The sequence below is a fragment of the Mycetocola sp. genome, assembly GCF_046716805.1.
Classification (GTDB): domain Bacteria; phylum Actinomycetota; class Actinomycetes; order Actinomycetales; family Microbacteriaceae; genus Mycetocola_A.
Window position 1 is genome coordinate 1 of sequence record NZ_JBKJWH010000068.1, and the last position, 24,188, is coordinate 24,188.

23 protein-coding genes and 1 tRNA gene are annotated in these 24,188 nt (G+C 65.3%); 13 read left to right on the forward strand and 11 right to left on the reverse strand.

Annotation, left to right across the window (positions count from 1 at the left end; all coding sequences use genetic code 11):
• The 3 genes from ACLQ62_RS05480 to ACLQ62_RS05490 all read left to right on the forward strand — a co-directional run.
• A partial coding sequence (locus ACLQ62_RS05480; RefSeq protein WP_411720655.1) for a DUF222 domain-containing protein occupies window positions 1-958 on the forward strand: 958 nt, incomplete at its 5' end.
• A gap of 164 nt (window positions 959-1,122) precedes the next feature.
• Window positions 1,123-4,860 carry an AAA family ATPase gene (locus ACLQ62_RS05485; protein WP_411720656.1) on the forward strand — a complete coding sequence of 1,246 codons (3,738 nt, stop codon included), beginning with the start codon at window positions 1,123-1,125 and terminating at the stop codon, window positions 4,858-4,860.
• Window positions 4,861-4,888: 28 nt separating this feature from the next.
• Entirely contained in the window at window positions 4,889-5,116 is a 228-nt protein-coding gene (locus ACLQ62_RS05490; RefSeq protein WP_411720657.1) for a hypothetical protein, read from the forward strand.
• Window positions 5,117-5,180: 64 nt separating this feature from the next.
• On the opposite strand, the gene mscL is transcribed toward ACLQ62_RS05490, so the two are convergent.
• Genes mscL through ACLQ62_RS05505 form a run of 3 tightly spaced genes read right to left on the reverse strand, consistent with a single transcriptional unit; the run spans window position 5,181 to window position 6,539 of the window.
• Window positions 5,181-5,585, reverse strand: coding sequence for a large conductance mechanosensitive channel protein MscL (mscL, locus tag ACLQ62_RS05495; RefSeq protein WP_411720658.1), 405 nt, complete (start codon window positions 5,583-5,585; stop codon window positions 5,181-5,183).
• Between the two features lie 25 nt (window positions 5,586-5,610).
• Window positions 5,611-5,898 carry an FmdB family zinc ribbon protein gene (locus ACLQ62_RS05500; RefSeq protein WP_411720659.1) on the reverse strand — a complete coding sequence of 96 codons (288 nt, stop codon included), beginning with the start codon at window positions 5,896-5,898 and terminating at the stop codon, window positions 5,611-5,613.
• Window positions 5,899-5,957: 59 nt separating this feature from the next.
• Window positions 5,958-6,539 carry a 5-formyltetrahydrofolate cyclo-ligase gene (locus ACLQ62_RS05505; protein ID WP_411720660.1) on the reverse strand — a complete coding sequence of 194 codons (582 nt, stop codon included), beginning with the start codon at window positions 6,537-6,539 and terminating at the stop codon, window positions 5,958-5,960.
• A 90-nt stretch (window positions 6,540-6,629) separates the two neighbouring features.
• On the opposite strand from ACLQ62_RS05505, the gene galU reads away from it, so the two are divergent.
• From galU to ppk2, 5 genes are all read left to right on the forward strand, one after another.
• Window positions 6,630-7,523 (forward strand): UTP--glucose-1-phosphate uridylyltransferase GalU, encoded by an 894-nt coding sequence (galU, locus tag ACLQ62_RS05510; RefSeq protein ID WP_411720661.1) that lies wholly within the window; start codon window positions 6,630-6,632, stop codon window positions 7,521-7,523.
• Between the two features lie 29 nt (window positions 7,524-7,552).
• Window positions 7,553-8,218 carry a GNAT family N-acetyltransferase gene (locus ACLQ62_RS05515; protein ID WP_411720662.1) on the forward strand — a complete coding sequence of 222 codons (666 nt, stop codon included), beginning with the start codon at window positions 7,553-7,555 and terminating at the stop codon, window positions 8,216-8,218.
• A gap of 77 nt (window positions 8,219-8,295) precedes the next feature.
• Window positions 8,296-9,225 carry a hypothetical protein gene (locus tag ACLQ62_RS05520; RefSeq protein ID WP_411720663.1) on the forward strand — a complete coding sequence of 310 codons (930 nt, stop codon included), beginning with the start codon at window positions 8,296-8,298 and terminating at the stop codon, window positions 9,223-9,225.
• Between the two features lie 43 nt (window positions 9,226-9,268).
• A tRNA-Ala gene (locus tag ACLQ62_RS05525) sits at window positions 9,269-9,341 on the forward strand.
• An 81-nt stretch (window positions 9,342-9,422) separates the two neighbouring features.
• Window positions 9,423-10,253 carry a polyphosphate kinase 2 gene (ppk2, locus tag ACLQ62_RS05530; protein ID WP_411720664.1) on the forward strand — a complete coding sequence of 277 codons (831 nt, stop codon included), beginning with the start codon at window positions 9,423-9,425 and terminating at the stop codon, window positions 10,251-10,253.
• Window positions 10,254-10,281: 28 nt separating this feature from the next.
• Here ppk2 and ACLQ62_RS05535 read toward each other — a convergent pair whose 3' ends face one another.
• Genes ACLQ62_RS05535 through ACLQ62_RS05550 form a run of 4 tightly spaced genes read right to left on the reverse strand, consistent with a single transcriptional unit; the run spans window position 10,282 to window position 15,646 of the window.
• Window positions 10,282-11,142, reverse strand: a complete 861-nt coding sequence (locus tag ACLQ62_RS05535) for an Fpg/Nei family DNA glycosylase (protein WP_411720665.1) — start codon at window positions 11,140-11,142, stop codon at window positions 10,282-10,284.
• Window positions 11,143-11,182: 40 nt separating this feature from the next.
• On the reverse strand, window positions 11,183-13,222 hold the full coding sequence (locus tag ACLQ62_RS05540; protein ID WP_411720666.1) for a glycosyl hydrolase: 2,040 nt from the start codon (window positions 13,220-13,222) through the stop codon (window positions 11,183-11,185).
• 1 nt (window position 13,223) lies between these two features.
• Complete coding sequence (locus tag ACLQ62_RS05545) at window positions 13,224-13,955, reverse strand: biotin/lipoyl-binding protein (protein WP_411720667.1); 732 nt, start codon at window positions 13,953-13,955, stop codon at window positions 13,224-13,226.
• A complete protein-coding gene (locus ACLQ62_RS05550; protein WP_411720668.1) occupies window positions 13,952-15,646 on the reverse strand; it encodes a glycosyltransferase in 1,695 nt (564 codons plus the stop codon). The genes ACLQ62_RS05545 and ACLQ62_RS05550 overlap by 4 nt, the downstream gene beginning before the upstream one ends.
• A 259-nt stretch (window positions 15,647-15,905) precedes the next feature.
• Between ACLQ62_RS05550 and ACLQ62_RS05555 the strand changes: the two genes are divergently transcribed.
• Window positions 15,906-16,337 carry a hypothetical protein gene (locus tag ACLQ62_RS05555; RefSeq protein WP_411720669.1) on the forward strand — a complete coding sequence of 144 codons (432 nt, stop codon included), beginning with the start codon at window positions 15,906-15,908 and terminating at the stop codon, window positions 16,335-16,337.
• 279 nt (window positions 16,338-16,616) lie between these two features.
• Here ACLQ62_RS05555 and ACLQ62_RS05560 read toward each other — a convergent pair whose 3' ends face one another.
• The 3 genes from ACLQ62_RS05560 to ACLQ62_RS05570 all read right to left on the reverse strand — a co-directional run bounded on the left by ACLQ62_RS05560 (window position 16,617) and on the right by ACLQ62_RS05570 (window position 19,930).
• A complete protein-coding gene (locus tag ACLQ62_RS05560; RefSeq protein ID WP_411720670.1) occupies window positions 16,617-17,759 on the reverse strand; it encodes a glycosyltransferase family 4 protein in 1,143 nt (380 codons plus the stop codon).
• Window positions 17,760-17,833: 74 nt separating this feature from the next.
• On the reverse strand, window positions 17,834-19,099 hold the full coding sequence (locus tag ACLQ62_RS05565; protein ID WP_411720671.1) for a DUF445 domain-containing protein: 1,266 nt from the start codon (window positions 19,097-19,099) through the stop codon (window positions 17,834-17,836).
• Between the two features lie 30 nt (window positions 19,100-19,129).
• Entirely contained in the window at window positions 19,130-19,930 is an 801-nt protein-coding gene (locus ACLQ62_RS05570; protein ID WP_411720672.1) for a DUF4349 domain-containing protein, read from the reverse strand.
• A gap of 415 nt (window positions 19,931-20,345) precedes the next feature.
• Here ACLQ62_RS05570 and ACLQ62_RS05575 point away from each other — a divergent pair, with 415 nt between their 5' ends.
• Complete coding sequence (locus tag ACLQ62_RS05575) at window positions 20,346-20,960, forward strand: NADPH-dependent FMN reductase (protein WP_411720673.1); 615 nt, start codon at window positions 20,346-20,348, stop codon at window positions 20,958-20,960.
• A 36-nt stretch (window positions 20,961-20,996) separates the two neighbouring features.
• On the opposite strand, the gene ACLQ62_RS05580 is transcribed toward ACLQ62_RS05575, so the two are convergent.
• Window positions 20,997-22,205, reverse strand: coding sequence for an MFS transporter (locus ACLQ62_RS05580; protein WP_411720674.1), 1,209 nt, complete (start codon window positions 22,203-22,205; stop codon window positions 20,997-20,999).
• A 378-nt stretch (window positions 22,206-22,583) separates the two neighbouring features.
• On the opposite strand from ACLQ62_RS05580, the gene nrdH reads away from it, so the two are divergent.
• From nrdH to ACLQ62_RS05595, 3 genes are all read left to right on the forward strand, one after another.
• Window positions 22,584-22,817, forward strand: a complete 234-nt coding sequence (nrdH, locus tag ACLQ62_RS05585; protein ID WP_354499652.1) for a glutaredoxin-like protein NrdH — start codon at window positions 22,584-22,586, stop codon at window positions 22,815-22,817.
• A 43-nt stretch (window positions 22,818-22,860) separates the two neighbouring features.
• A complete protein-coding gene (gene nrdI, locus ACLQ62_RS05590) occupies window positions 22,861-23,262 on the forward strand; it encodes a class Ib ribonucleoside-diphosphate reductase assembly flavoprotein NrdI (protein WP_411720675.1) in 402 nt (133 codons plus the stop codon).
• 14 nt (window positions 23,263-23,276) lie between these two features.
• The coding region (locus tag ACLQ62_RS05595) for a ribonucleotide reductase N-terminal alpha domain-containing protein (protein WP_411720676.1) at window positions 23,277-24,188 on the forward strand (912 nt) is incomplete at its 3' end.

Below are 24,188 nucleotides of genomic sequence, written 5' to 3' on the forward strand. Positions count from 1 at the left end.
CGAGGCGATCACCCGGGAACTGGCCGCCGCCGCGCCGCGGGCGGAACTGAGCGACCTGGCCGTGGCGGAGACGGCGCTGGTCGGCCAGGCCACCGGGCAAACAGTGCCGGGCGGCTTGGCGGTGCCGGCCGATCTGATCGCCGGGCAGGCCCGGCTGTGGCGTGACGCCCTTGACCCGAACGGGATCGAACCCCGCACTGAGGTGGCGTTCTCCCGCCGGGACTTCTGGGTGGCCCGGGAAACCCAGGGCGGCGTGGTGCCGTTCGGAGGCAAACTGACCATCGACGTGGCGCTGAAGCTCCGCAGCCTGTTCGACGCGATGCTCACCCCCCGCACCGCGCCGCAGTGTTTGAGCGAGCAGGAGCAGCAGGACTACGACGAAGCCGCCGGCCGGGAACCGGGCCGGCCGAAGGATCCCCGCACGCCAGGGCAGCAACGCGCCGACATTCTCGCGGCGATGATCGACTCGCTGGCCCGCTCCGGGAACGCACCGACGATCAGCGGGGCGGCGCCGACCGTTTTGGTCACCGTCCCGGCGGAGGTGATCGCGAAGAAGCAGGGCACCGGGCTGGCAGTCGGAATGGCCGACCCGGTGCCGTACTCCGCGATCGAGCAGATCCTCTGCGACGGCGGCATCCAACCGGTGTTCCTCGGCCCGGACGGTCAGATCCTTGCCCTGGACAGCAAACAGCGCGCGTTCACCCGCGGCCAGAAACTGGCGATCATCGCCCGCGACGGACCGACCTGCACAGAATGCGACATCCCGGCCAGCGCCGCCGAAGTGCACCACGTGATCCCCTGGTCCGAAGGCGGCCAAACGGTGGTCGGCAACGGTGTGATCCTCTGCTGGTACCACCACCGGCTGATGCACGCCGGCGAATGGCGGATCGAGATGGTCAACGGCAAACCGGTCACCATCCCACCGGACTGGATGAAACGAAAACCCTACTTCCACTGAGATTTCACCGGCACTGAGAGTCGACTGGGGTTCAGCTGACGATCCTGCTGCGGCGTTTCCGTCCGGGCAATTTTCCTCGTGGTCGACGCAGAAACGCTGGCAAGTCGGCGAAAAACCGGTGATGCTACCGGCATTTCACCCTGCTAGCGCTTAGGGTGTGGGTTGTGTGGCGGCTAGACAAGAAACCAGATGCGCGCGATTTTGATATCGACGACGCAAATACGTCGCTTGCGCTCTCGGTCACCAGTCCCACTGGCCTGAGCGTCGGCGACCCGAACTTCGCGGTGGGTAACGTGGCAGACGCCGAACGGCAGCGGTGGCGCAGCCAACTGGCAGCGGTGGGTGGGCGCTCGCCCCTGCTTCACTTCATCGACGAACCACGCACACGGATCGAGCTGAGCTCGACGCACCCCGGTGGCCTCCCGCAGTTCATCACCGGCCACTCCACTCTGCTGTCCAATCTCATCCGCGATGAGCTCGCCCTCCGCAGCGCCAAGGCTGCCGCCGACCAGATCACCGTCAAGGGCGTCGAACTTCGCACCGTACGGGGGATCGAGTCCGTCCACCTCGCGATCGGCCTCGCCCAGTGGCGCAACAACGGTGAAGAATTCTCGGCACCGGTGCTCCTCCGCCCGGTCGCCATTCGCCGCTACGGCCGCGACTTCGAACTCAAACTCAAGGGCGCACCATTTTTGAACCCGGAGCTTGCCCGCGCCCTTGACGAGCAGTACCGGATCACGCTCGACGCTGAGGCGTTCGAGGCGCTCGCCGTCACCAACGGAGTTTTCAAACCGCAGCCGGTGATCGACCGGCTCCGCGGCCTGACCCAGCACCTCGAATGGTTCAGCGTGCAGCCGCGGCTCGTCGTCTCTTCGTTCGCGGATGTCGGGAACGCACTCGCCCGAGACGCGGGCAACCTCGAACACCCCGTACTCGATGCCCTCGCGGGCAACCCCGGTGCGCGGCGGCTCGTCGAAGGACTGTTCAGTCCAGTGGATGCCATCGGGCAGGACGAACGCCCGCCGGCAACCGACACCCTCCTCCTCGACGCGGACACCGAGCAGGAGAACGTGATCGCGCAGATCTCCGCCGGGCACTCCATCGTCGTCACCACGCTCCCGGGCACAGGCGGAACGCAGACCGTTGTCAACGCCATCGGCGCCCTCGTCGAGCAGCACAAGCGCGTGCTCGTCGTCAGCGCGCGCAGATCCAGCCTCGACGGCATCCGTCACCGCTTCAGCAAGGTGGGTCTTCCCGGCTTCACCGTCAGCCCGGCGACGATCCGGCGCGACCTGATTCAGGCGATCTCGCGCAACGAGAAGGCCGTTGCCCCCAAGGTCGCCGACGTCGACGACGCCCTCGTGCGCCTGCGCAAGGTGCTCCTGGACTACCGCGGCTCGCTCCGCCGCATCGACAGCGGCCTCGGGGTCAGCGTCATCGACGCCCTCGAAGCCCTGACCAGACTCGGCAACCTCCCCGTCCCGCCGACGACGCCGGCCCGACTCGACCTCTCCTCGCTCGAGAAGCTCGCCGGCAACCGCGGGATCACCGCCCGCAAACTGGCCACGGCGGCAGCGCTCGGCGAATTCCAGTACGGCCCCGACGATTCGCCCTGGTATGGCGCCCAATTCGCCAGCACCCGGCAGGCCAAGGCGACCCATGACCTGGCGAAGAAGCTGCATCGCACCGAACTTCCCCGGCTGCTCGAGCGCGGTTACGAACTCATCGGCCAGACCCGCATGCGCGCGTTCGAATCCGTCGAGGAACTCGGTGTGTACCTGCGCCTGCTCCTCGATGTGCGTGAGACCCTCGACAAGTTCCAGCCGAGCGTCTTCGACCGATCGCTCGGCGAACTGATCGCCGCGACGAGCAACCGGCGGGATGCCCCGGCCATGTCCGGCGCGAACCGTCGCCGCCTCAAGAAACTCGCCCGCGAATACGTGCGCCCCGGGGTTCACATCGCGGACATGAATGCCGCGCTCCACCGCATCCAGCAGCAGAGGACCCTGTGGCAGCGGTACGTCGCCGCCGGCGTCACCCCTGAGGTTCCGCTCGGCATCGCCGACGTCCAGGTGGCCTACCAGCGTGTCGTCGAAGATCTCAGCAAACTCGACGTTCCGCTCGGCCGCAACAAAGCCGAGCCTCTGGTCTCGTTGCCGGTGAAGGAACTGATCCGGCTGCTTTCGGGGCTCGCCGCGGACTCGCAGGTGATGGAGAACCTGCAGGAGCGCACCACCCTCATCGCGGAACTCCGTGAAAAGGGTCTCGCCCCCCTGATCACCGACCTGTCCGTCCGACACGTTCCGGAGAACCAGGTGGCCGCCGAACTCGAACTGGCGTGGTGGCAATCCGTTCTGGAACACATGCTCGCAACCGACCGCGCACTGCTCGGTGCCAACACGAGTGTCATCGACCGCCTGGAAGCTGACTTCCGGCTGGTCGACGAAGCGCACGCGTCGGCGTCCGGCGCGCTTCTCGGTTCGCTGCTCGCAGACACCTGGAAGATCGGGCTCGTCGACTTCCCCGAGGAAGCCAGCGCTCTCAAAAAACTGCTCCGCGGTGAGAACGCCAGCCCCGCCAAGCTCGAGGCCTCGGTGCCGCACCTGTCACGCGTGCTCTCGCCAGTCTGGCTGGCTTCGCCGTACGAAGTGCATGCGATCCCGGAGAGCGTCCGATTCGACGCCGTCTTCCTCGTCGACGCCGGAGCCACCACCCTCGCCGAGAATGCCGTGGCGATCCGTCGCGCACGGCAGATCGTCGCCGTCGGCGACCCGGTCACCCAGAGCCCGACGCCGTTCCAGATCGCCATCGGGGACCAGCCCGAACCGGATGCCGCCGAGAACGTCGACGCACGCCACGCCGACTCGGCTCTCGCGCACCTGTCCGGCCTGCTGCCGACCCTCACCCTCACCCGCAGCTACCGTGCGGGAGGCGAAGACCTCGCCGAACTCGTGAACCACCGCTTCTACGGCGGCGAGATCGAGTCGCTCCCGTGGGCCGGTTCTTTCCTCGGCCACGGCAGCCTCACCCTCGACTACGTGCCCAACGGGCATGGCATGCCCGACCCGGAAACCGGGGGAGTGGAGAGTGTCGACGCCGAGGTCGCCCGTGTGGTCAACCTCGTTCTCGAGCACGCCATCAACCGGCCGCGCGAGTCGCTCATGGTCATCACAGCGAGCGAGAAGCACGCCACCCGAGTGCACCAGGCGGTCATCTCCGCTTTCGCGATGCGTGCGGACCTGTCCGACTTCATCCTCAAGGAACGCGCCGAGCCATTCACCGTGCTCACCCTCGAGCAGTCGGTTGCCGAGAGCCGCGACCGGGTCATCTTCTCGCTCGGTTACGGGGTCACCCCGCACGGTCGCGTTCTCTCGAACTTCGGCGCGCTCGGTGCCCCGGGCGGCGACCGCCTGCTCGCCGTCGGTATGACTCGCGCCCGCCGCTCCATGGTCATCGTTTCGTGCATCCGCCCTGAAGACATCGATGTCGATCGGATGCAGCACGGTATCGCCGCCCTGACCGAAATCCTCCGCCAGCCCGTACAACACGAACCGACGCCGCCCGCAACCGATGGCGCCGAACCGATGCTGCTCGATCTTGCCGAGCGGCTCTACCGCCACGGGCTGTCGGTCGAGGTCGGTTACCGCGGGAAGCTTGCCCTCGTCGCCTCCTACGGCAACAAGGCCATCGCGGTCGAATCGGACCCCGAGGTCGGCTCCGACTCCCTGCGTGAGTCGCTGCGGCTTCGTCCGGACGTTCTGAGGCGGCTGGGCTGGCATTACCTGCGGGTCCACAGCTTCGACCTGTTCAGCGACCCGGACGGTGTCGCGTCGAAGATCGTGTCGATGCTTGGCGTCCCGATCGCAGACGCGACGGAGGCGTCGGACGACCCGACAGCGTAGGTCAGGCTTTCCCGCTTAAGCTTGAGGGATGCCCGTTCCTTTCCCCGCTGAGAACAACGCCGACGCGCCCGTCGTGCGACGCATCAGCGGTTCTCGCCGTGCCGTCCGGCCCGGCGCTGCGGGCGCGGACCCGACACCCCAGGCGACAGCGGATGCCGTGCGTGCCGTCGAGGACACCGACGCGACCTGGGGTGCTGCCGGGGCCGACACCAACGACGCCCAACTGAAGCAGGACGTGCCGCCGCACTGGGGTTGAGCCGGACCGTTTACGACGAAACGCGAGCAGCGGGACCGCGTGCGTTTCGTTCTTCGCTCGAGGATTACGGGCGCGCGTTGTTCCTGGCGAGCAGGTCGCGGATTTCGGTGAGCACGTCGATCTCGGTGATCGGCGCGTCCTCACGAACGACACCGGCCTTACGGCGGGCGTCGGCGTGCTCCTTCATCTTGTTGAGGGGGAGGACGAAGACGAAGTAGACCACGGCGGCGACGATGAGGAACGTGAGGATCGCGCCGATCACCGCTCCGAATTTCAGCTCGGCGGTTCCGATGGTGAGGATGAGCGACTCATCCAGGCTGTCCGCCTGGAACAGCGCACCGATCAGCGGGTTGAAGATGTTCTTGACGATCGAGTTGACGACCGCCGTGAACGCCGCGCCGATGACGACAGCGACCGCGAGGTCGATGACGTTGCCGCGCATGATGAAATCTTTGAAGCCGTTGAGCATGGCGGTTCTCCCGGTCGAACGAGGGTTAAGAGGTGGCGGGTGTGCTGCTGCTGCCGCTCGAGCTTCCAGAAGATGCCGCAGAGGCTGCCTTCTCGGGCTTCTTCTCAGTCTTCTTCTTGGGGCCTGTGCTCTCGCTCTTTCTCGAATCGTTGCGGTAGAACCCGGACCCGTTGAAGGTCACTCCGACGGCGCTGAAGAGTTTGCGAAGCTTGCCGTCGCAGGTGGGGCATTCGGTGAGCGAGGCGTCGGTGAACGACTGCTGGATGTCGAAAGCGGTGTCGCAGACGGTGCATTTGTAAGAATAGGTGGGCATGGTGATTTCCTGGCTGGTAGCGGCAGTGTGCCGGGTCGGTCGTGAGAAGAGTTGGGGCGCTAGAAGTCGAGGATGCGCGCGGGAGTGACCACGCCGTCCACCGGCTGGTCGTGCAGTTCGCGAGGAATGTCCGGGACGATCTCGGAGTCGTAGACGACCGCGTACACGGGAGGGCATTTCTCCATCGAGCCGAGGGTCTTGTCGTAGTACCCGCGTCCCCAGCCCAGTCGGGTGCCGTCGGGGCTGATCGCGGCGGCGGGAACGATGATGAGGTCGACGTCGTTGATGGCGATGGGCCCGAGCGGTTCGCCGACGGCTTCAGGCATTCCGTGCAGCCCCTGCTGTTCCTCCTCGGCCTCGCTGCCCACTGTCCAGTCGAGCAGTCCGTCTTCACGACTGATGGGGAAGAGAACGCGGATGTCCCTGGCGAGGGCCCAGTTGACGAAGGGTCTGGTGTCGGGTTCGGTCGGTGTCGACAGGTAGCAGGAGATGCTCCGCGCGTCGAGACCGGTGACGAGTGAGACGAGGTTGTTGGTCACGCCGATGGTGGCTTTCTCCCGCTCGACAGCGGTGAGGTTCTGCCGTCGTTCGCGCAATTCTGCGCGCAGTGCGCGCTTCTGATGATCCGCGGGGGTGGGCATGGGCCCATTCTAGGCGGCGGATGCTACTCCACCGGCATCCGTTCGCTCTCGGGTTGTCCCGACAAAATGGGTGCCCACTACGATTGACCCATGTCTTCAACAGTTCGGAAAGTGGTTATTCCCGCCGCAGGCCTCGGAACCCGGTTCCTTCCTGCCACCAAAGCGATGCCGAAGGAGATGCTCCCGGTCGTCGACAAGCCCGCGATCCAGTATGTGGTGGAGGAAGCGGTCAGCGCGGGACTCAACGACGTTCTGATGATCATCGGGCGCAACAAAAACGCTCTCGCGAACCACTTCGACAGTGTCATCGAACTCGAACTCGCTCTTGAAGCGAAGGGCGACACGAATCGCCTGGACCGGGTCATCGAATCGAGCGAGCTGGCCGACATTCATTTCCTGCGCCAGGGAGACCCGCGCGGGCTGGGGCACGCGGTGTCCCGTGCCAGACGCCACATCGGCAACGAGCCCTTCGCTGTGCTGCTCGGAGACGACCTCATCGATGCCCGTGACCCGCTTCTCACCACGATGATCGCGGAGCAGGAAAGCCGACAGGCCACCATCATCGCCCTCATGGAAGTGGAGCCGTCCACGATCCACATGTACGGCTGCGCAGCGGTGGAGGCGACGGACGACCCGGATGTCGTTCGCGTGACCGGCCTGGTCGAGAAGCCTGCCCCGGAGGATGCTCCGTCCAACCTGGCCATCATCGGCCGATACGTGCTCACTCCAGAGATCTTCGACATCCTGGACAAGACCGCTCCGGGCAAGGGCGGCGAAATCCAGCTCACCGACGCGCTCCAGGAACTCGCCGCGGACGAATCGATCGCCGGCGGAGTGTATGGCGTCATCTTCCGTGGCCGCCGTTACGACACCGGAGACCGCCTCGACTACATCAAGGCCATCGTCCAGCTCGCCTCCGACCGTGAAGACCTCGGTGTGGAGCTGAAGCCGTGGCTCAAGGAATTCGCCGCGAAACTCGACTAGATCGTTTCATTGCCGGAAGGAGGACCGCGGTGGCCCAATCCGTCCCTGTGCTGAGCGACGGTTCGATCACCGTTCGGCCGGTCCGCGTGCGTGACGCGAAGGTGATCGAGCATGAGCTGCTCAGCAACCGCTCGTGGTTGCGGCCGTGGGAGGCGACCAGCCCATACGCGCCGCGGTCCTTCGACATGCGCTCAAGTATTCGCTCACTGCTGCAGAATGCTCGGTCCGGCGGGGGACTGCCGCTCGTGATGGAGTACGAAGGAGAAGTGGCCGGACAGCTGAACGTGTCCGGTATCACCTACGGGTCGCTGTCGTCAGCGACGCTCGGCTATTGGGTGTCCGAACGGTTCGCCGGCCGCTCGGTCACCCCGACGTCGGTCGCCCTTGCCACCGACTACTGCTTCACCGAAATGGGGCTGCACCGGATGGAGATCTGCATCCGTCCCGAGAACGCGCCGAGCCTTCGCGTGGTCGAGAAGCTCGGGTTTCGTTATGAAGGGTTCCGGCGGCGTTACATCCACATTAACGGCGACTGGCGGGACCACTTCTGCTTCGCCCTGGTGCGCGAAGAGGTTCCGCAGGGAGTGCTTCGCCGCTGGCACAATGGTGAGGTTCCGGTTGGTGCGGCGAGCGTCCCTGCCGTCGACCGGGTGGCTTCCGAAACGCCGCTGCTGCCGCCCCCGGCACTTTTCTGAACCTTAAACCTCAACTTTCGGGTGACACACCCCTCGCAATGAGGAAGAAGGCCTGCAAGCGCTCGTAGTTTAGAGCCATGACTGGTGGCGGGCTTCTGAGTGGCGGGATCGTCTTCGCTGTTGCGGCCGTGCTCTGGATCGTCTACCTGTTGCCGACCTGGCTGCGCCAGAGCGAATATCTCGCAACGGAGCGCAACGCCATCCGGCTGCAGCAAACCCTGCGGATCCTGGCGGAAACGGCCGAGGTTCCCGCCGAGGTCCGCGTCGAAGCCACCGCCCGCAGCGTCGCCGAGCAGCAGAGAATTCTCAAACGTGTCGAGGCTGAAGCCCGCGAGCGCGCGCGGCTGGAAGCGACAGCATCCGCAGAAGTCGCTCGAGCCAGCGCCGCAGCAGCCATAGCCGCTTTACGGGCCGAGCCCCGCGTCCGCATCGCCCGAGCACGCCGCCGCGCCCGCCTGACGGCCACCACGGTGCTCTTCCTGTCTCTCGTCGCCGCCGGTGTCGGCGGCTGGGTCTTCGCGACCGCCGGCTCTGCGCTCCTTCTCGGCACCTCAGGCGGAACTGCCCTGCTCGCGCTCACCATGATCGTTCGCATGGCCAGGGTCGGACGCCGCACCGCGCGGATCGCCGCACCGGCGCAGTCCGTTCGGCGCCCGGCGGCCTTCGAGCCGGTCGAGATGGAAGACAGCGCACCGGCCGCAGCAACCTGGACGCCGATGCCGCTTCCCAAACCGCTTCACCTTTCTCAGGGTTCGTCTGCGGCCGAGGCGATCGCGCAGGCAGACGCGCACGCTGCTCTCCGTCGTGCCGCAGTCGCCCAGGTCATGGCTGCCCGCGTCGCCGAGCAGACTCCCGTGGTTCCGTCGATCGTTGCGCCGGCTCTCGAAGAGCCTGCAAGGCCGGCTGCGGCACCGAGCCGGTTCGCTGGGATGGGGATCGTCGACGAGTCGGAACTGGCGCCGACGGACGTCAGCGCAATTCTCCAGCGTCGTCGCATCGCCAGTTAGTGAATCGCACGCGGTCGATCGCGTGATAATCTTGACGACACCAGGGCCTATGGCGCAGTTGGTAGCGCGCCTCGTTCGCATCGAGGAGGTCAGGAGTTCGAATCTCCTTAGGTCCACCCTGCAAGTATTCGCCGTTTCGTGTTTGCCGTCACTGCCGGACGCTGGATGTCCAGCAATCCGAGTTGGAAGGGCACACGATGTCCGGATCGAAGAAGTCCAGGAAGAAGCAGAAGCGGCTCGACAAGGAGCTGTACGAAGCCGAATTGACCCGGCTGCAGGTCGAACTCGTGACCATGCAGCGCTGGGTCACGGCGACCGGCGCCCGTGTGCTCGTGCTGTTCGAAGGGCGGGACGCCGCCGGGAAGGGCGGGGCGATCAAGCGCATCGTCCAGTACCTCAACCCGCGGTCGGCCCGAGTCGTTGCACTTCCCACTCCGAGCGAACGGGAACGCGGCCAGTGGTATTACCAGCGATACATCGAACGGCTGCCGACGGCAGGCGAGATCGTGCTGATGGACCGCTCCTGGTACAACCGGGCCGGCGTGGAGAAGGTCATGGAGTACTGCACGCCTGAGCAGTACGAGCAATTCCTGGCCCAGACTCCGACCCTGGAACGGATGCTCGTCGAGGACGGAATCATTCTCGTCAAGTATTGGTTCTCGGTCTCCGACACCGAGCAGGAGAAGCGGTTCAAATCTCGCCTCAAGGACCCGGTTCGGCGCTGGAAGCTCTCGGAAACGGACCTGGCCTCGATCACCAAGTGGGAGGACTACTCACGGGCGAAGGATGCCATGTTCGCCGCGACAGATACTCCCGAGGCGCCCTGGTGGACGGTGGAGAGCGACGACAAGCGGTCGTCGCGGTTGAACACCATCGCCCATCTGCTCTCACGCGTCCCGTACGAGCAGAGCGAACCGGCCTCCGTGAAAATCCCTGCTCGGCCCGATGCCAACGAGGTGGACCGGCCGGACATCGACGAGCAGAACTTCGTGCCTGATCACGCGAAATCGCTGGCTTCCGAGGGCTGAGAAGTCGTCAGCGTCACGTCGTTCAGCATCACTTGAGCAGTCGGGAGAGAACCCGGTCGGCGAGCGGCTTGCCGCCGGTCTGGCAGGTCGGGCAGTACTGGAACGTCGAGTCGGTGTAGATGACCTGCCGGACCATGTCACCGCACGCCGGGCAGGGTTCACCGGTGCGGCCGTGGACCTGCAGACCCGATTTCTTCTCCTTCTTGAGCTCCGACGCGGCCAGCCCGTCGGCGCGGGAGATCGCGTCGGCGAGGGTGAACCGCAGCGCCTCGAAGAGCCGCGATGCGTCCTCGTTGCTCATCGCCGCCGGTTTGAACGGAGACATCCGCGCGGCATGGAGGATCTCATCCGAGTAGGCGTTGCCGATGCCGGCGATGAGCGACTGGTTGCGCAGCACACCCTTGATTTGGGAACGCCCGGCTGATCTGAGGATGTCGGAGAACACCTCTTCGGTGAAACCGGGTTCGAGCGGATCGGGCCCGAGCCGGGCGATCCCCGGTACCTCGGCCGGGTCGCGAACGAGGTGGACGGCGAGGCTCTTCTTCGTGCCGGCTTCGGTGACATCCAAACCCGAACCGTCTTCGAGCACGAGCCTGGCGGCCAGCGCGGTGCGGCCCGGTTTGCCTGCCGGTGCTGGCGGATCGTTCCGCCAGCGAATCCAGCCCGCCCTCGCGAGATGGAGAATGACGTGCAGGTCATCGACGACGAGGTCGAGGAACTTGCCGTGTCGGGTCACGCCGTGGACGATGCGCCCGTTCAGGGCACTCACCGGGGGATCGAAGGTCTTGAGCGCCGCGAACGAAACCATGTCCAGCCGCTCGACGGTGCGCCCGGTGAGGCGCGCGCCAAGGTCCGTCACGAGCGCGTGGACCTCGGGAAGCTCTGGCACGATCCCAGTCTCCGCCAGGGCACCAACATCCGTCCAGTGGTCATCGACCCCCGTGCAGGGACATCAGCCAGGCGAGCAGATAGGTCCTGCTGTTCCCGTCGTCGATCCGGGTCTCCGGCAACGCCGACGCTGCCTCCAGCGCCTGCGTCGCTGCCGCCTCGCCAGCCAGCGCGGAGTACATCAGAAGATAGTCCCCGAACAGCACGTCGAAGCCGTCCGGTGCGGCGCCGCGGATGTTCGCCTCGATCCGCTTCGGGTCGCCGGCCAGGTAACCCGCGACCGGGCTCATCGGCAACACGAGAATCCCCAGCATCGCACTCGGTTCAGCGCTGAACCAGGTCGCGTAGTCGCGCTTCCCGCCCCACACGAGGGAGGTGATCGTGTGATCGAATCCGTCGTAAACGGCGGAGTCCAGCGGGAAGTCGGTCCAGTAGGCGCGAGCGGATGCCGCCTCAGCGGAGAGCATCCAGACCGCCTCCCGGTACAGGTCGGGCTGGTCACTGGCCTCGGCCCACAGGGCCAGACCGTTCCACGCGGTGACGGCTTCGGAACTCGATTCCTGGTTGTTTCCGTCGCCGAACGGCGAGGTTCCGCTTGCCCACGAGTGCCCGGCGTATGCGTCGAACACCCGCCGCTCCGGGAACAGCGGGTTCTTCCCGCTCGTCGCCAGGTCCGCGGCGAGGAGGTTCATCACCGGCGCCCACTCCTCGGCGAACTCCGAGTCGCCTGCAGCGACGACTCCGGCGGCGTAGAGAAAATAGCCGTAGTGGAAGTGGTGATCGTTGAACTGGTCAGAACCGAAGGACGGCTCGAGGCCCACCAGGCCGCGGGCCTTGGGGTCGTAGACGAAGCAGCGCGCGGAACGGTTCTCACAGCCGGCCGGATCCATCCACAGGGCAAGTTCGCCCTTCAGCCGCTCCTCGAGCGTTGTCGCGATGTCGTCAGCTCCCAGGTCGCGGGCGATGCTCAACAGGTTCGCTGACCGGTAGAGCGCCTTGCCGCCGAAGTACGTGTCTGCGGGGAAGTCAGCGCTCGCCGTCACATCGGCCTCGAGTTGCGCTCGAAGCTCTTCACGGTGCTCCTGCCCCAGCCCGGACAGGTCGATCGATCCGGCGGGCTCGAGCAGCGGCGCCGTCCAGCTGAGGGTCGAGGTGCGGCACAGGCGGAGGTCGCCGTAGACGCTGGGATAGGAGCCGAGCGTGCAATCGGTCCCGGCGGGTTCCTGATGGGGCATCGCAGCGATCAGGGTGTCGGCGTCGCCCGCGGTCCGATACCTGATCGCGGTGGTCGCCGAGTCCTGGTCCACGCTGTAGCCGATCCCGGTGTCGAGGATTGGATGCCTCGCGGCAGCAGCGAGGTCGTCGAGGTTTCCGTTGCCGGGCACGGCGAACCAGGTGAGGCTGTCCCCAGCCGACAGCGTGACCGAGGTGCCGTCGGTTCCGAGTTCCCCTTCCGTCACCAGCCCGTAGCCTGAGTTTGCGACGGTCGCCGTCGCGACGCCGTCCTCGTCCCCGGGGACGAAGGGGACCGACATCCGCACCGCCGTCTCCTGGGTCGCCGTGAAGCTGACGAACGGCGAACCCTGCGCGAGAACGGTGCGTCCGATCTCTTTCCCGTCTGCGCGCTGTGCCACGGTGACGGATGCCGTGTCGTACGCGACCACCTGCTGCTCGCGCGCGCCGACATCCGCGCTGACCGCTCCGAAGAAGCCGCCCATGATCACGGCCGGTGACGTCGAAACCTGCGGAACGCCGAAGCTCATGCCGTCCTCGGTCAGCTGGAACGACAACGGCAGGGGAAAGACGGGCATCGACGGTTCGCCGTAGACCAGCCCGGAGAACCACCGGTTGGTCGGTGGCAGGAGGCCATCGGCCAGCCGCGCGGCAGGAAGGGCCGTCACTGTGCGTTGCGGGAGGGCATCCACGAGCGGGGCCACGGTTTTCTCTGGCAGGATCCGGGCCTGGGCAGAAGGCGATGTCGCGGCGGATTCCTGACCGGATGGTGCCGGCCAGGCGCAGCCGCCGAGCACACCGACGACGAGAACGGGCGCGATCAGGAACCGCAGGGTGCTGACGGACATGTCACACGCCGATCTTTCGGAGGAAGTCGAACATGCTGTCGCTGAGTCCAGCCAGGATGCCGTCATTACGCAATTGCAGGATGGCGCTGACCGGTGTTCCTCGCGACATCAGCCCGTGGTGCCCGCCGTCCACCAGGGACTCGCTGTGCACAATGACGGTGGTCGTCGCCTTGCCGTCGGTCGTCGTGACCTGGACGGACGACGCCCGGCCGGCGATCCGCTGGTTGTCGGGGAGGAATATCTCGACAGCCGCACCGTTCTCGATGCGGGCGTAGTCGCCGCTCGTGAGCACGTATTCGGCAGAGACGTGCAGTGACCCGGCACGGTCGATCGTCGCAAGGACCTGCCCGGCCTGCACGAATGATCCGCGCTCAGTTGTCACAGCGCGGACGGTACCGGCAACAGACGCGGTCAGAGTGATCGTGCCGTCCGAGGTGACCGAATACGCGATCGTCTCAGGCTTGAGGAGCCCTTCGGCAAGATCCGCCTGGAGGGTGGTGCTCAGAACAACGAAGAGCGGATCGCCGGGCTGGACACGGTCCCCGTCGCTGACCAGGCGTTCCACGACGGTTCCGCCGTAGTCGAGGCCGACAGGGAATTGTTCAGCCTGAATCGACGCCGAGTCGCTTGCGACCTGGGACTGGCGCTGAGTGAAGACGAGAGTGAGCATCAGGACGAGCGCGGCCACGCCGAGGAGACCGAGAACGAGTTTCGCTCTGCTTGACCAGGTCATGAGGCCACCGCCGGAACAGTCGTGGCTGCAACCGGCAGGTGGGCGGTTGTGCGGACGGCCGATGCGGCCGCGGGAAGCCGGAAGCCTTCCCTCACCGCTGTTGCCACGAAACCGCCGAGGATGAGAGTGTTCGTGACGTTCCACGCTGTCGCGAGCGTCAGCATCCCGTTGTCGACGTCGCGCCAGATGGCGACGAGAGACGTGAGGAACAGGAAGGCGAAAAAGAGGATCTGCGGGATCATGACGTTGAACGCCGAGCCCACCTGATTTCTGTTTCCGGTCGCCGTCCATTTCTGTTCCTTACCGATGAGGACGTTGACCAGTGCCGTCACGTAGATCGGGAATGACGCCGTGGCGAGCATGAGGGTCTCCCAGCGGAACGACCCCATCGTGTAGAACGCGAGAACGATCTGCATGAGGTAGAAACCGGCGTAATACAGAACCCAGGTCAGCACGGTCGTGGAGAGATGCACAGGACGAAGATCGAAATAGATTTCGAGCGGCGGGACGAGCAGAAGCAGCAGGGGAGAGATGCCCGTGAGGTAGAAGGATGCGGTCACCAGGTACTGCAGTCGCTGGTCGAGGGTGAGCTTGCTTTTCCGACTGAACAGGTTGTGCTTGAGCAGAATCTCGAATCCGCCTGTCGCCCAGCGCAGTTGCTGCTTCGTGTACGCCTCGATCGTGTCTGGGGCGTCGCCGACAGCGAGGACGAGGGGAATGTAGACCGTCTTCCATCCGCGTTCGTGAAGCATGAGCGATGTCCAGACGTCTTCTGATTTCGAGTCCGTGTACAACCCGCCGATGTCGTTCACGGCATCGCGCCGGAAGATGACGTTGGTTCCCACGCAGAACGCGGCGTTGAATCGGTTCCGGCCCGGCTGGATGAACCGGTAGAAGACCGATTGCATGTAGCCGGCGCCGCGTGAGATGACGTTGTGCAGGTTGCCGTAGCTCTGGGGGGTCTGGACGAAGGCGACGTGCTCGTCGGCGAAGAACGGCATCGTTTCGACCAGGAAATCAGGTTGGGGCACGAAATCGGCGTCGAGGATCACGAAGAACTGGCCCCTGGTCAGTGCGAGGGCGTGGTTGACGTTTCCCGCTTTGGCTCCCGAGTTTCCGAGCCGGCGCACGTACCGTGCGCCCAGTTCGGAGGCGAGTGCCTTCACATCGTCCGAGCTGCCGTCGTCGAGCACCCAGGTGAGGTGGGACCCCGTCATGGCGAGGGCGGCGGTGACGGTACGCCGGATGGTCCCCAGGTCCTCACCGTAGGTGGTAATGAACACATCGATCGAGACAGGGGAGTTGCCGAGGTGAACCTCCCAGCGCTCGGACGAGTTCGCGTATCCGTCCCTCGTGATGTTCCGTGAGCGGAACAGCGACCCGTGGGCCTGGTGGAACGCGAAGTCCCTTGGGTCGTGCGCGGCGGACAGGATGGTCCACATCGACAGGAGGGCCTGGGCGATCAGGATGGACTCGGCGGCAATGACCATCACGTACGGCAGCCAGTCGCCGCGACTGGCCGGGTTGAGCAGAAATCCGGTGTAGGCGAGGATGCCGATCGTCGCGATCACGACCAGCAGGACCAGCGACGGCGACTGCGGCTTGTTGCCTCCGGCGGAACGATGCGGCAAGGCGGGTTCGGTGACGAGGCTCGACGGTGAGAGCCGGGATCGGGATTCGAGGGATGTCATAGCGGACTCGCTTCAGGGAAGAGGAATTCGGTCTGGCTCGCCCCGTCCGACCGCGGGCCGGTCGAAGGGTCGAGAGGTCGGCGGCGCCGTTGGTACGTCGCGGATGCGGGGAATTTCGGGTCCTGCGTCCGGTGCTGCAACTCTAGAAGCGCGGGCCGAACATGAGAACCTCTCACTGTTTCGCCGAGGTGAACAGTTCGTGTCATTCTCTGGTCGCTCCGGATCACTAAACTGGAGTCTCCGAAGGGGGAGGGCACGCATGTTCGACACCGGTGGGTGGATCTGGGGAATCGCCATCGTCGCGATGCTCGTCGTTGTGATTGCTCTGTTCGGCCGGCAGATCAAGGGCGCCTTCTCTGCGGAGGGCTCCGCGCGATTCGATACGACAGAGATCCCGCCGGACGACCCGGAGACGAGGGAGTTCATTGTGCGCGATGACCAGACCGGGTCCCGCCTCCAGTTCATGACGCTGCACGAACAGGGATGGGTGGTCAGCATGGTTGTGCCACCCAAGCACCTGAGAACGGGTGTCGAGGTCGACCTGTTCGAGGCGGCTATGCCGTCGGCGCCGCAGGTGGTCCGCTGGACCTGGCCGCAGACGACGCCCGACGGCTACGCCGCCCTGCAGATCATCGCCAGGCGGATGCCGCACCTCGAGTTCGTCGATGCGAAGGGCAACCGCGTCCTGTGAGTTCCCTGCCCGGCTAGTCGGGTGCTATCGGCGTGTCACAGCGCCAGCACGCCTCCAGGGAGGTGTCGACGAGGGCCCCGCAGACGTCGCAAACCCGGTTGAGCCAGCAAACCGGTTCTCCGGCGACCTCCTGCTCCTCGTCTCTCGTCGCTGGCGACCCTCTGTCGACCATCTCAGTAGGGGGAGTCGAGTGACCCCTCGCCCTCGGCATAGGCGTGCGCTACGAGTCCACGCAGCACGTCGATGTCATCATCGCCGACCCCCAGAGCTTTGCCTGCCTCATCGTGCCACCGGCAAGCGCCGGTGGTCAACGGCGCCGGCCACGAGTGCCTCTTCGTAATGCCCGACGAGCCGCGCACAGAGCCGAGGCCAGCTCCGGAACTCGACCGAGCGGCGGGCGGCAAGCGCAAAGGCCCGCCTCTTGGCGTCGTCGCCCGTGAGGTCTGCAACCCGCCCGCGAAGATCGGCCAGATCTCCCGGTCGATAGAGCCAGCCGTTGCGGCTCGAGTCCACCAGGTCGAGGGGGCCGCCTCTTCCGGTTGCGACGACGGGGACACCGGATGCCATCGCCTCCTGGATCGTCTGACCGAACGTTTCTGATTCCCCGGGGTGGACGAAGACATCGAACGACGCCAACGCCCGGGCCAGTCGGTCGCCGGTCAGGAACCCGAGGAACCGGGCGGCCGGCAGTGCGGCCTCAAGAGTCTCGCGCAGCGGGCCGTCGCCGACGATGACGAGGCGAACCCCCGGAAGGTCCTGCAACACCCGCAGGTCGTCCACCTGTTTCTCCGCCGCCAACCGGCCGACGTATCCGACGACACGCTCTTCAGGCGCAGCCCAGCTGCTGCGCAGTTCTTCATCCCGCCTTTCCGGGGAGAATCGAGCGCTGTCGACGCCGCGTCCCCAGAGTGAGAGCCGTTCGACTCCGTGTTCCGCGAGAAGGGTCATGGCGGAGGCCGAGGGTGCGAGGGTCATCGTCGACCGGGCGTGAAGCCGTCGCACATGGTTCCACAACATTGGCTCCGCGGCGGGAACGCCGTACCGGGCGGCGTATGCCGGAACGTCGGTCTGGTACACCGAAACGGTTGGGATACCGAGCGCCTCTGCTGCCCGCACGCCCTGCCAGCCGAGCACGAAAGGCGATGCCAGGTGGATGACGTCCGGTGCGAACCGGCGGAGAATCTTCGTCAGGCGCGGTACACCGACCGTCGCGAGCCTCACATCGCGGTAGGAGGGAAGTGCGAACGACGGCAGAGGCACAATGGGAAATCCGCTGACGGTCGTCGGCTGCTCGTCGGCGCCCGGCGCGAGCACCAGCACGTCGTCACCGCGTTGGGCGAGGTGGTCGAGGACGCGAAGAAGTGAGTGCGTCACACCGTTCATCTGGGGAAGGAAGGTTTCGGCGATGACCGCGACTCTCATGCTGTGAGCATGACGCGGCGAAGTGCCGCCGATCCGACGGAAAGGCGACGCCCGGGTGAATGGCCGGTGAAGCCTCAGCCGCCGAACAGGACGGAGGCGACCGTGAAGATGACGAGGCCGGCCAGCGCACCGACGACCGTACCGTTGATGCGGATGAACTGGAGGTCCTTGCCGACCTGCAGCTCGATCTTGTCGCTCGTCTCCTCCGGGTCCCAGCGTTCGATTGTCTCGGTGATGACGCTTGCGATGTCGTGCCGGTGGTTGCCGACCAATGACACCGCGGCATCCGTCACCCAGTCATCGACCTTGCCGGCGAGGCGGGAGTCGCGTCCCAGGCGCTCGCCGATATCGACCAGGGTCGCAGCGAGCTGTTGTCGGAGACCGCTCGAGGGGTTCTCAAGCGAAACGATGAGCGCCTGCCGGGTGGTGTTCCAGGCGCGGGCCGCGAGGTCGCGCACGCGAGGGCTGTCGAAGACCTCGGATTTGGCGTGCTCGAGGGCGGCGATCGTTTCGGGATCTTCCTGCAGCTTGCGGGCAAGCTCCGACAGGTAGGTGTCGAGGGCGACCCGGGCCGGGTGCCCGGGGTTTGACCGTGCCCGCCGCACGAAGTCGACGGCCTCACGGTAGATCCGTTCGTCGACGAGCCGGTCGACGAAGGACGGCACCCAGGTGGGGAGGCGGGCGGAGACCAGTCGGGAGAAGGCCGCCGGGTTGGCGGTCATCCACTCATCCAAGCCATCGAGCAGCAGATTCACCGCGCTGTGGTGTCCGCCCTCCGCGATGAGTCGTTCGCCCCAGGCGCCGACGTGTTCGCTCCAGCCCGGCTCGATGAGGTGTGTCCGGGTGATTTGCTCGACGACATCCTGGACGTTCTCATCGTCAAGCAGTTCGAGCATGCCCCTCCCGGCCGCGGCGGCGTCGTCAGCCACCCGGGCGGCGTTCTCGGGCCGAGCCAGCCAGGCGCCGACGGTGCGGCCGAGGCCGATCGACTCCAATTTTTCCCGGACGACAGCCGCCGAGAGAAAGTTCAGCTCGACGAACTCACCGAGAGTGGCGCCGATCTCATCCTTTCGCCTGGGGATGATCGCCGTGTGCGGGATCTTCAGGCCGAGCGGATGCCGGAACAGCGCGGTCACGGCGAACCAGTCGGCGATCGCACCGACCATGCCGCCCTCGCTCGCAGCCCTCACCCAGGCGAGCCAGGGGATGTCGTCCTGGAGAGCGAACGAGACGCAGAAAATGACGGCCATCACTCCGAGGAGAGCGGTGGCCGTGCGCTTCATCCGGGTGAGGGCGACGCGTCGTTCGGCATCCGCTGGGCTGTCGATCAGAATCGTCATTCGCCCATCGTATGTCGGTGCCGGGAGGCGTCAGACGGGGTTGCGGTCGGTCGCGGTTCCCTCGTGCCCTGCTGTCCGCCCCGCCTCCGTCGGGAGCGGCGGCCGCGGCGGCACCTCCTGTTGCGGGTGTCCTGTCGGCCCGGGAGGTGCGCCTGGGGTGCGCTTGCGCCGCACCAGCCAGGCGACGAGGATCGCGAGAAGGCCAAGCGGAAGAAGCCACGGAAGCAGAACGCCGAGGACGACCAGCAACCCGCCGAAGAAAGCGATCATGGACTGGAATCCAACAATCACGCCGCCCCAGAAGTCGCCGGGGGCGGCACCCGCGACCTCGCCGGGCGTGGTGATGAACATCTCGACAGCGGCGTAGTCGACCAGATCCTTGAGGGAGTCCCGCTGGGCGACGAGACCGTCCAACTCGGTCTGGCGCTCGGACAGCGCCGACTCGAGGTCGATGAGATCGGCGGTCGTCGTCGCCTGCGACATCAGGCTGAGCAGACGGTCAACTCCTGTTTGAAGGGCTGCGATTCGCGCGTCGAGGTCGGCGGACTGCGTTGTGACATCCGTCTGATTGAGTGAGGAGCGAACCAGTTCGCCCAAGGCCTTCAGCTCCGGAAGCGTCTCGTCGAGGACCGCAGACGGCACCCGGAGCACGAGCTGAGCCGATCCGCTGCGCGAATCTTCGGTGGGTGTGTCTGTGCGCCTGTCCACGTGGCCGTTCACATCGAGGACGACGTCCACGGCCCGGTCTGCAACGGAGATGGGGTCACGCGAGGTGAGAGAAATAGAGGCGGTGCTGACGACCTGCCGCTCAACGCCCTCTTCTCCGACCACTGGACCCTGACCCCCGGTTCGGCAACGCCTCCGCCATCGGCGGGGACCTCATTGCTCGACGAGGTACCGACGGAACAACCCGCCAGCAGAAGCAACGAGAGGAGCGCGGCAGCGAGCGGAGCCGTGCGAGTGATCGTACGTCGTCGCGTCGGGATGGGAGTCATGACCTCACTCTAGGAGTTGAGGATGAAGGGGCAGAAGGCTCCCTGCTCACGGTACCGTCACGATTTTTCGGGCTACCCGACGTGACTAAACGTGACATCCCTCCATTTATGGGGGGTTGCGGCGGCGGGACAGCGGAGGATGCTTGAGGGCACGCATCGAGGATCGCCCCACCCCGCTGCCGCTGTACCATCCCGAAAATTCCCGCGAGGACTGCTGCCCCCAGTATTCGCCTTTGCTGGAGAGAATCCCTATGTCCATACGCGTCACCGATCGAGGACCCGAATCCCCGATCAAGCTCATGGTCGTCATCGGCAGTGTCCGACCCGGCCGCATCGGACTTTCCGTCGCGTTGTGGGTGCATGAGCACATCACCGACCGCGGCGGCTTCGAGATCGACTTCGTCGACCTCGCCGAGCTGAACCTCCCGATGGTTGACGAATACCGGCTCCCGAAGACGCAGCAATACGCCCGCAGGCACACCGCCGCATGGAGCGCCCGCGTTGCACAGGCGGATGCCTTCCTTTTCGTCTCCCCTGAAATCAACTCCAGTTTCTCCCCCGCTCTCAAGAACGCCCTCGATTTCCTCTTCCACGAGTGGGGCAGGAAACCGGTCGGTCTGGTCAGTTACGGCGGCCGGGGAGGCGGCGCACTCGGCACGGCCGCGCTGCGACCCGTCCTCTCCGAACTCCAGCTGATCGCGGTCAGCACCCCCGTCGACATCCCCCAGGCCTCCACGCAGGTGGAGGACGGATTCTTCCTTCCCGAAGAGCAGCAGAACGTTCGGCTGGACGCCCTGCTCGACGAGCTTGGCGCTCTTGCTCCTGCGTTGCGCTCCGTGCGCGAATCGGCACTCGTCGCCGGTTAGAGCTCTCCGGCCAGATCCTGATTCAGGTCCATTCCGTCACACGGAGTGGACCTGAATCGGTTCCGTGTCCGGAATGGGACTGGCGTCGCGGCCACGGAGGTCCGGATGCCACCGTTTGCCGAGAAGCGGCACCAAAAAGCCGACGAAAGCGAATGCAGCAGCCGCCCAGAACGCGCCGACCGCGCCGTTCTGGTCGATGAGGAGCCCGGCGGCCGCGGAACCGAGCGCGGCGCCGATGAGCTGTCCGGTGCCGACCCAGCCGTAAGCCTCTGCCGTGTCGCTGAACTTCACACTCGCCGAGACGATAGCGAAGAGGACGGCCAGGGCCGGCGCGATGCCGATCCCGGCAACGAACAGCGTGATCGAGAGAAGAAGAGCGCTGGAGAAGAAGGTTGAAACGGCAATGCCGACGAAGACGATGAACATGCGCCGAGCCAGCGCCCACGGACCGATGGGAATGTGGCCGAGAGCCAGGCCGCCAGCCAGGCTGCCGAGAGAGAAGATGCCGAGCACGATGCCCGCGTCGAGCCCCTCGTGGCCGAAGGTCGCGACGACCCCGGCTTCGAGCGCGGCACACGCCCCGATGAGAAGGAACCCGACGACGGTGGCGAGAAGGACGGGCGGGCGCTTGAGCACCACACCGATCTTGCGCCTGCTGCGCGGAATGCGCACGCGGCTGACTTCGGGGGAGGAGATGAACCATGCGCCACCGAACACCATGATCACGGCCGCCGTGAGAATTCCCCAGTCGGTGCCGATCTGGGTAGAGATGAACGTGGTGATGACCGGGCCGAGCACCCAGATGATCTCCTGGGCGGAGGCATCGAGTGAGAACAGGGGGGTGAGTTGCTTCGAGTTCACCATTTTCGGGTAGATCGTGCGCACGGCCGGCTGGATCGGAGGAGTGGCGAGACCCGAGATGAGTGCCAACGCCATGTAACCGGGTACCGGCAGTTCCACGAGCGCAATAGCGGTGACGGTCACCGCGCACACGACGAGGGTGAGGACGAGCACGGGCCGCATGCCCCACACACCCATCCAGCGGCTGGTCAGCGGGCCGGCAGCGGCCTGTCCGACGCTCGCCGCAGCGAGCACGAGGCCAGCGGCGCCATAGGAACCGGTGACCTGCTCGACGTGGAGCAGGAACGCGAGCGACAGCATCCCGAACGGGAAACGGGCGATCAACTGAGCGGCGATGATTCGAGCGACTCCTGAGGTTTTCAATAGGCTCGTGTATCCGCTCATGCGTCCAATTCTAGGGATGCGCGACGGCCCGCTAACGACGGACGCTGCGGGGCTCGCGACACGCCGTCCCGGCGGTCGCCGCCAGGAATTAACTGTCGGTGGTGCCCCGTAGCGTCGGAACTGTGGAGAACCGACTGAAATGGGCGCGGAATCTGCTCCATTCCGCTCTTCGGGCGTCCGATGTCTCTGTGGATAAAGAGGTGGAAAGTCGGTGGAGAATGGAACAAATCGGTGGAATCGCTTGTTGATAACTACAGGCGTGTAACTACTACTGGTTGGGGTGCTCCCCAAAGCGACCAACTATATGTAGTATTGGACAACCGGCAAGCCAGTGCCGCTCAGCAACATGTGGAAAGTAAGAAGAGGGGCCCCAGTTCGATGACAATTACGGTCTACACCAAGCCTTCGTGCGTTCAGTGCACCGCGACGTATCGCGCACTCGACAACAAGGGGCTCGAGTACGAGATCCTCGACCTTTCAGCAGACGAAAACGCCCTCGAAGCCGTCAAGGCGCTTGGGTACCTTCAGGCCCCTGTCGTTATCACCGACGAGGACCACTGGTCGGGTTTCCGTCCTGACAAGATCAACGAGCTGGCATCCCGTTTGTCTTGATTTCGACAGGCTCAATCACCGTTGAACTGAGGTAGGACATCCCATGACGCAGCTGGTGTACTTCTCCAGCGTCTCGGGGAACACTCGCCGCTTCATCGACAAGCTCGACGTGCCGGCGGCCAGGATCCCACTGCACGCCAAGGATCCCGCCCTCACGGTGAATGAACCCTTCGTGCTCGTCACCCCCACCTATGGCGGGGGGGACGGGCACGGCGCTGTACCCAAGCAGGTGATCCGGTTTCTCAACGACGAGAAGAACCGCAAGCTCCTCCGCGGCGTGATCGCCGCAGGCAACACGAATTTCGGTTCGGCATACGGTCTGGCCGGAGACATCATCTCCGCCAAATGCCAGGTGCCGAACCTGTATCGCTTTGAAGTATTCGGAACACCAGACGACGTTCGAGTCGTCCACGAAGGATTGGAATCATTTTGGCTGGAACAGTAGTGACCGAGGTCCCCATGGACACCGGTATGGACTATCACTCGCTCAACGCGATGCTCAACCTGTACGGGCCGAACGGTGAAATCCAGTTCGAGAAGGACCAGGAAGCTGCCCGGGAGTTCTTCCTGCAGCACGTCAACCAGAACACGGTGTTCTTCCACTCGCTTCGTGAGCGGCTCGACTACCTGGTCGAGAAGGAGTACTACGAGAAGGCCGTCATCGACGCCTATCCGTTCGAGTTCATCACGAAGCTCAACGACCTCGCCTACTCGAAGAAGTTCCGCTTCCAGACCTTCCTCGGCGCGTTCAAGTACTACACCTCGTACACGCTGAAGACGTTCGATGGCAAGCGTTACCTCGAGCGGTTCGAGGACCGCGTCGTCATGACCGCCCTCGGTCTCGCCCAGGGTGACGAGGAGCTCGCGACGGCGCTCGTCGAGGAGATCATCGCCGGCCGTTTCCAGCCTGCAACGCCGACGTTTCTCAACTCCGCCAAGGCGCAGCGTGGCGAACTCGTCTCCTGCTTCCTGCTGCGCATCGAAGACAACATGGAATCGATCTCCCGCGGCATCAACTCGTCGCTCCAGCTCTCGAAGCGCGGCGGCGGTGTCGCCCTGCTCCTGTCGAACATCCGTGAGGCCGGCGCCCCGATCAAGCAGATCGAGAACCAGTCCAGCGGCATCATCCCCGTGATGAAGCTTCTCGAAGACTCCTTCAGCTATGCCAACCAGCTGGGTGCCCGCCAGGGTGCCGGTGCCGTCTACCTTCAGGCGCACCACCCGGACATCATGCGGTTCCTCGACACCAAGCGTGAGAACGCCGACGAGAAGATCCGCATCAAGACGCTGTCCCTCGGCGTTGTCGTGCCCGACATCACCTTCGAGCTCGCAAAGAAGGACGAGGACATGTACCTGTTCTCACCCTACGAC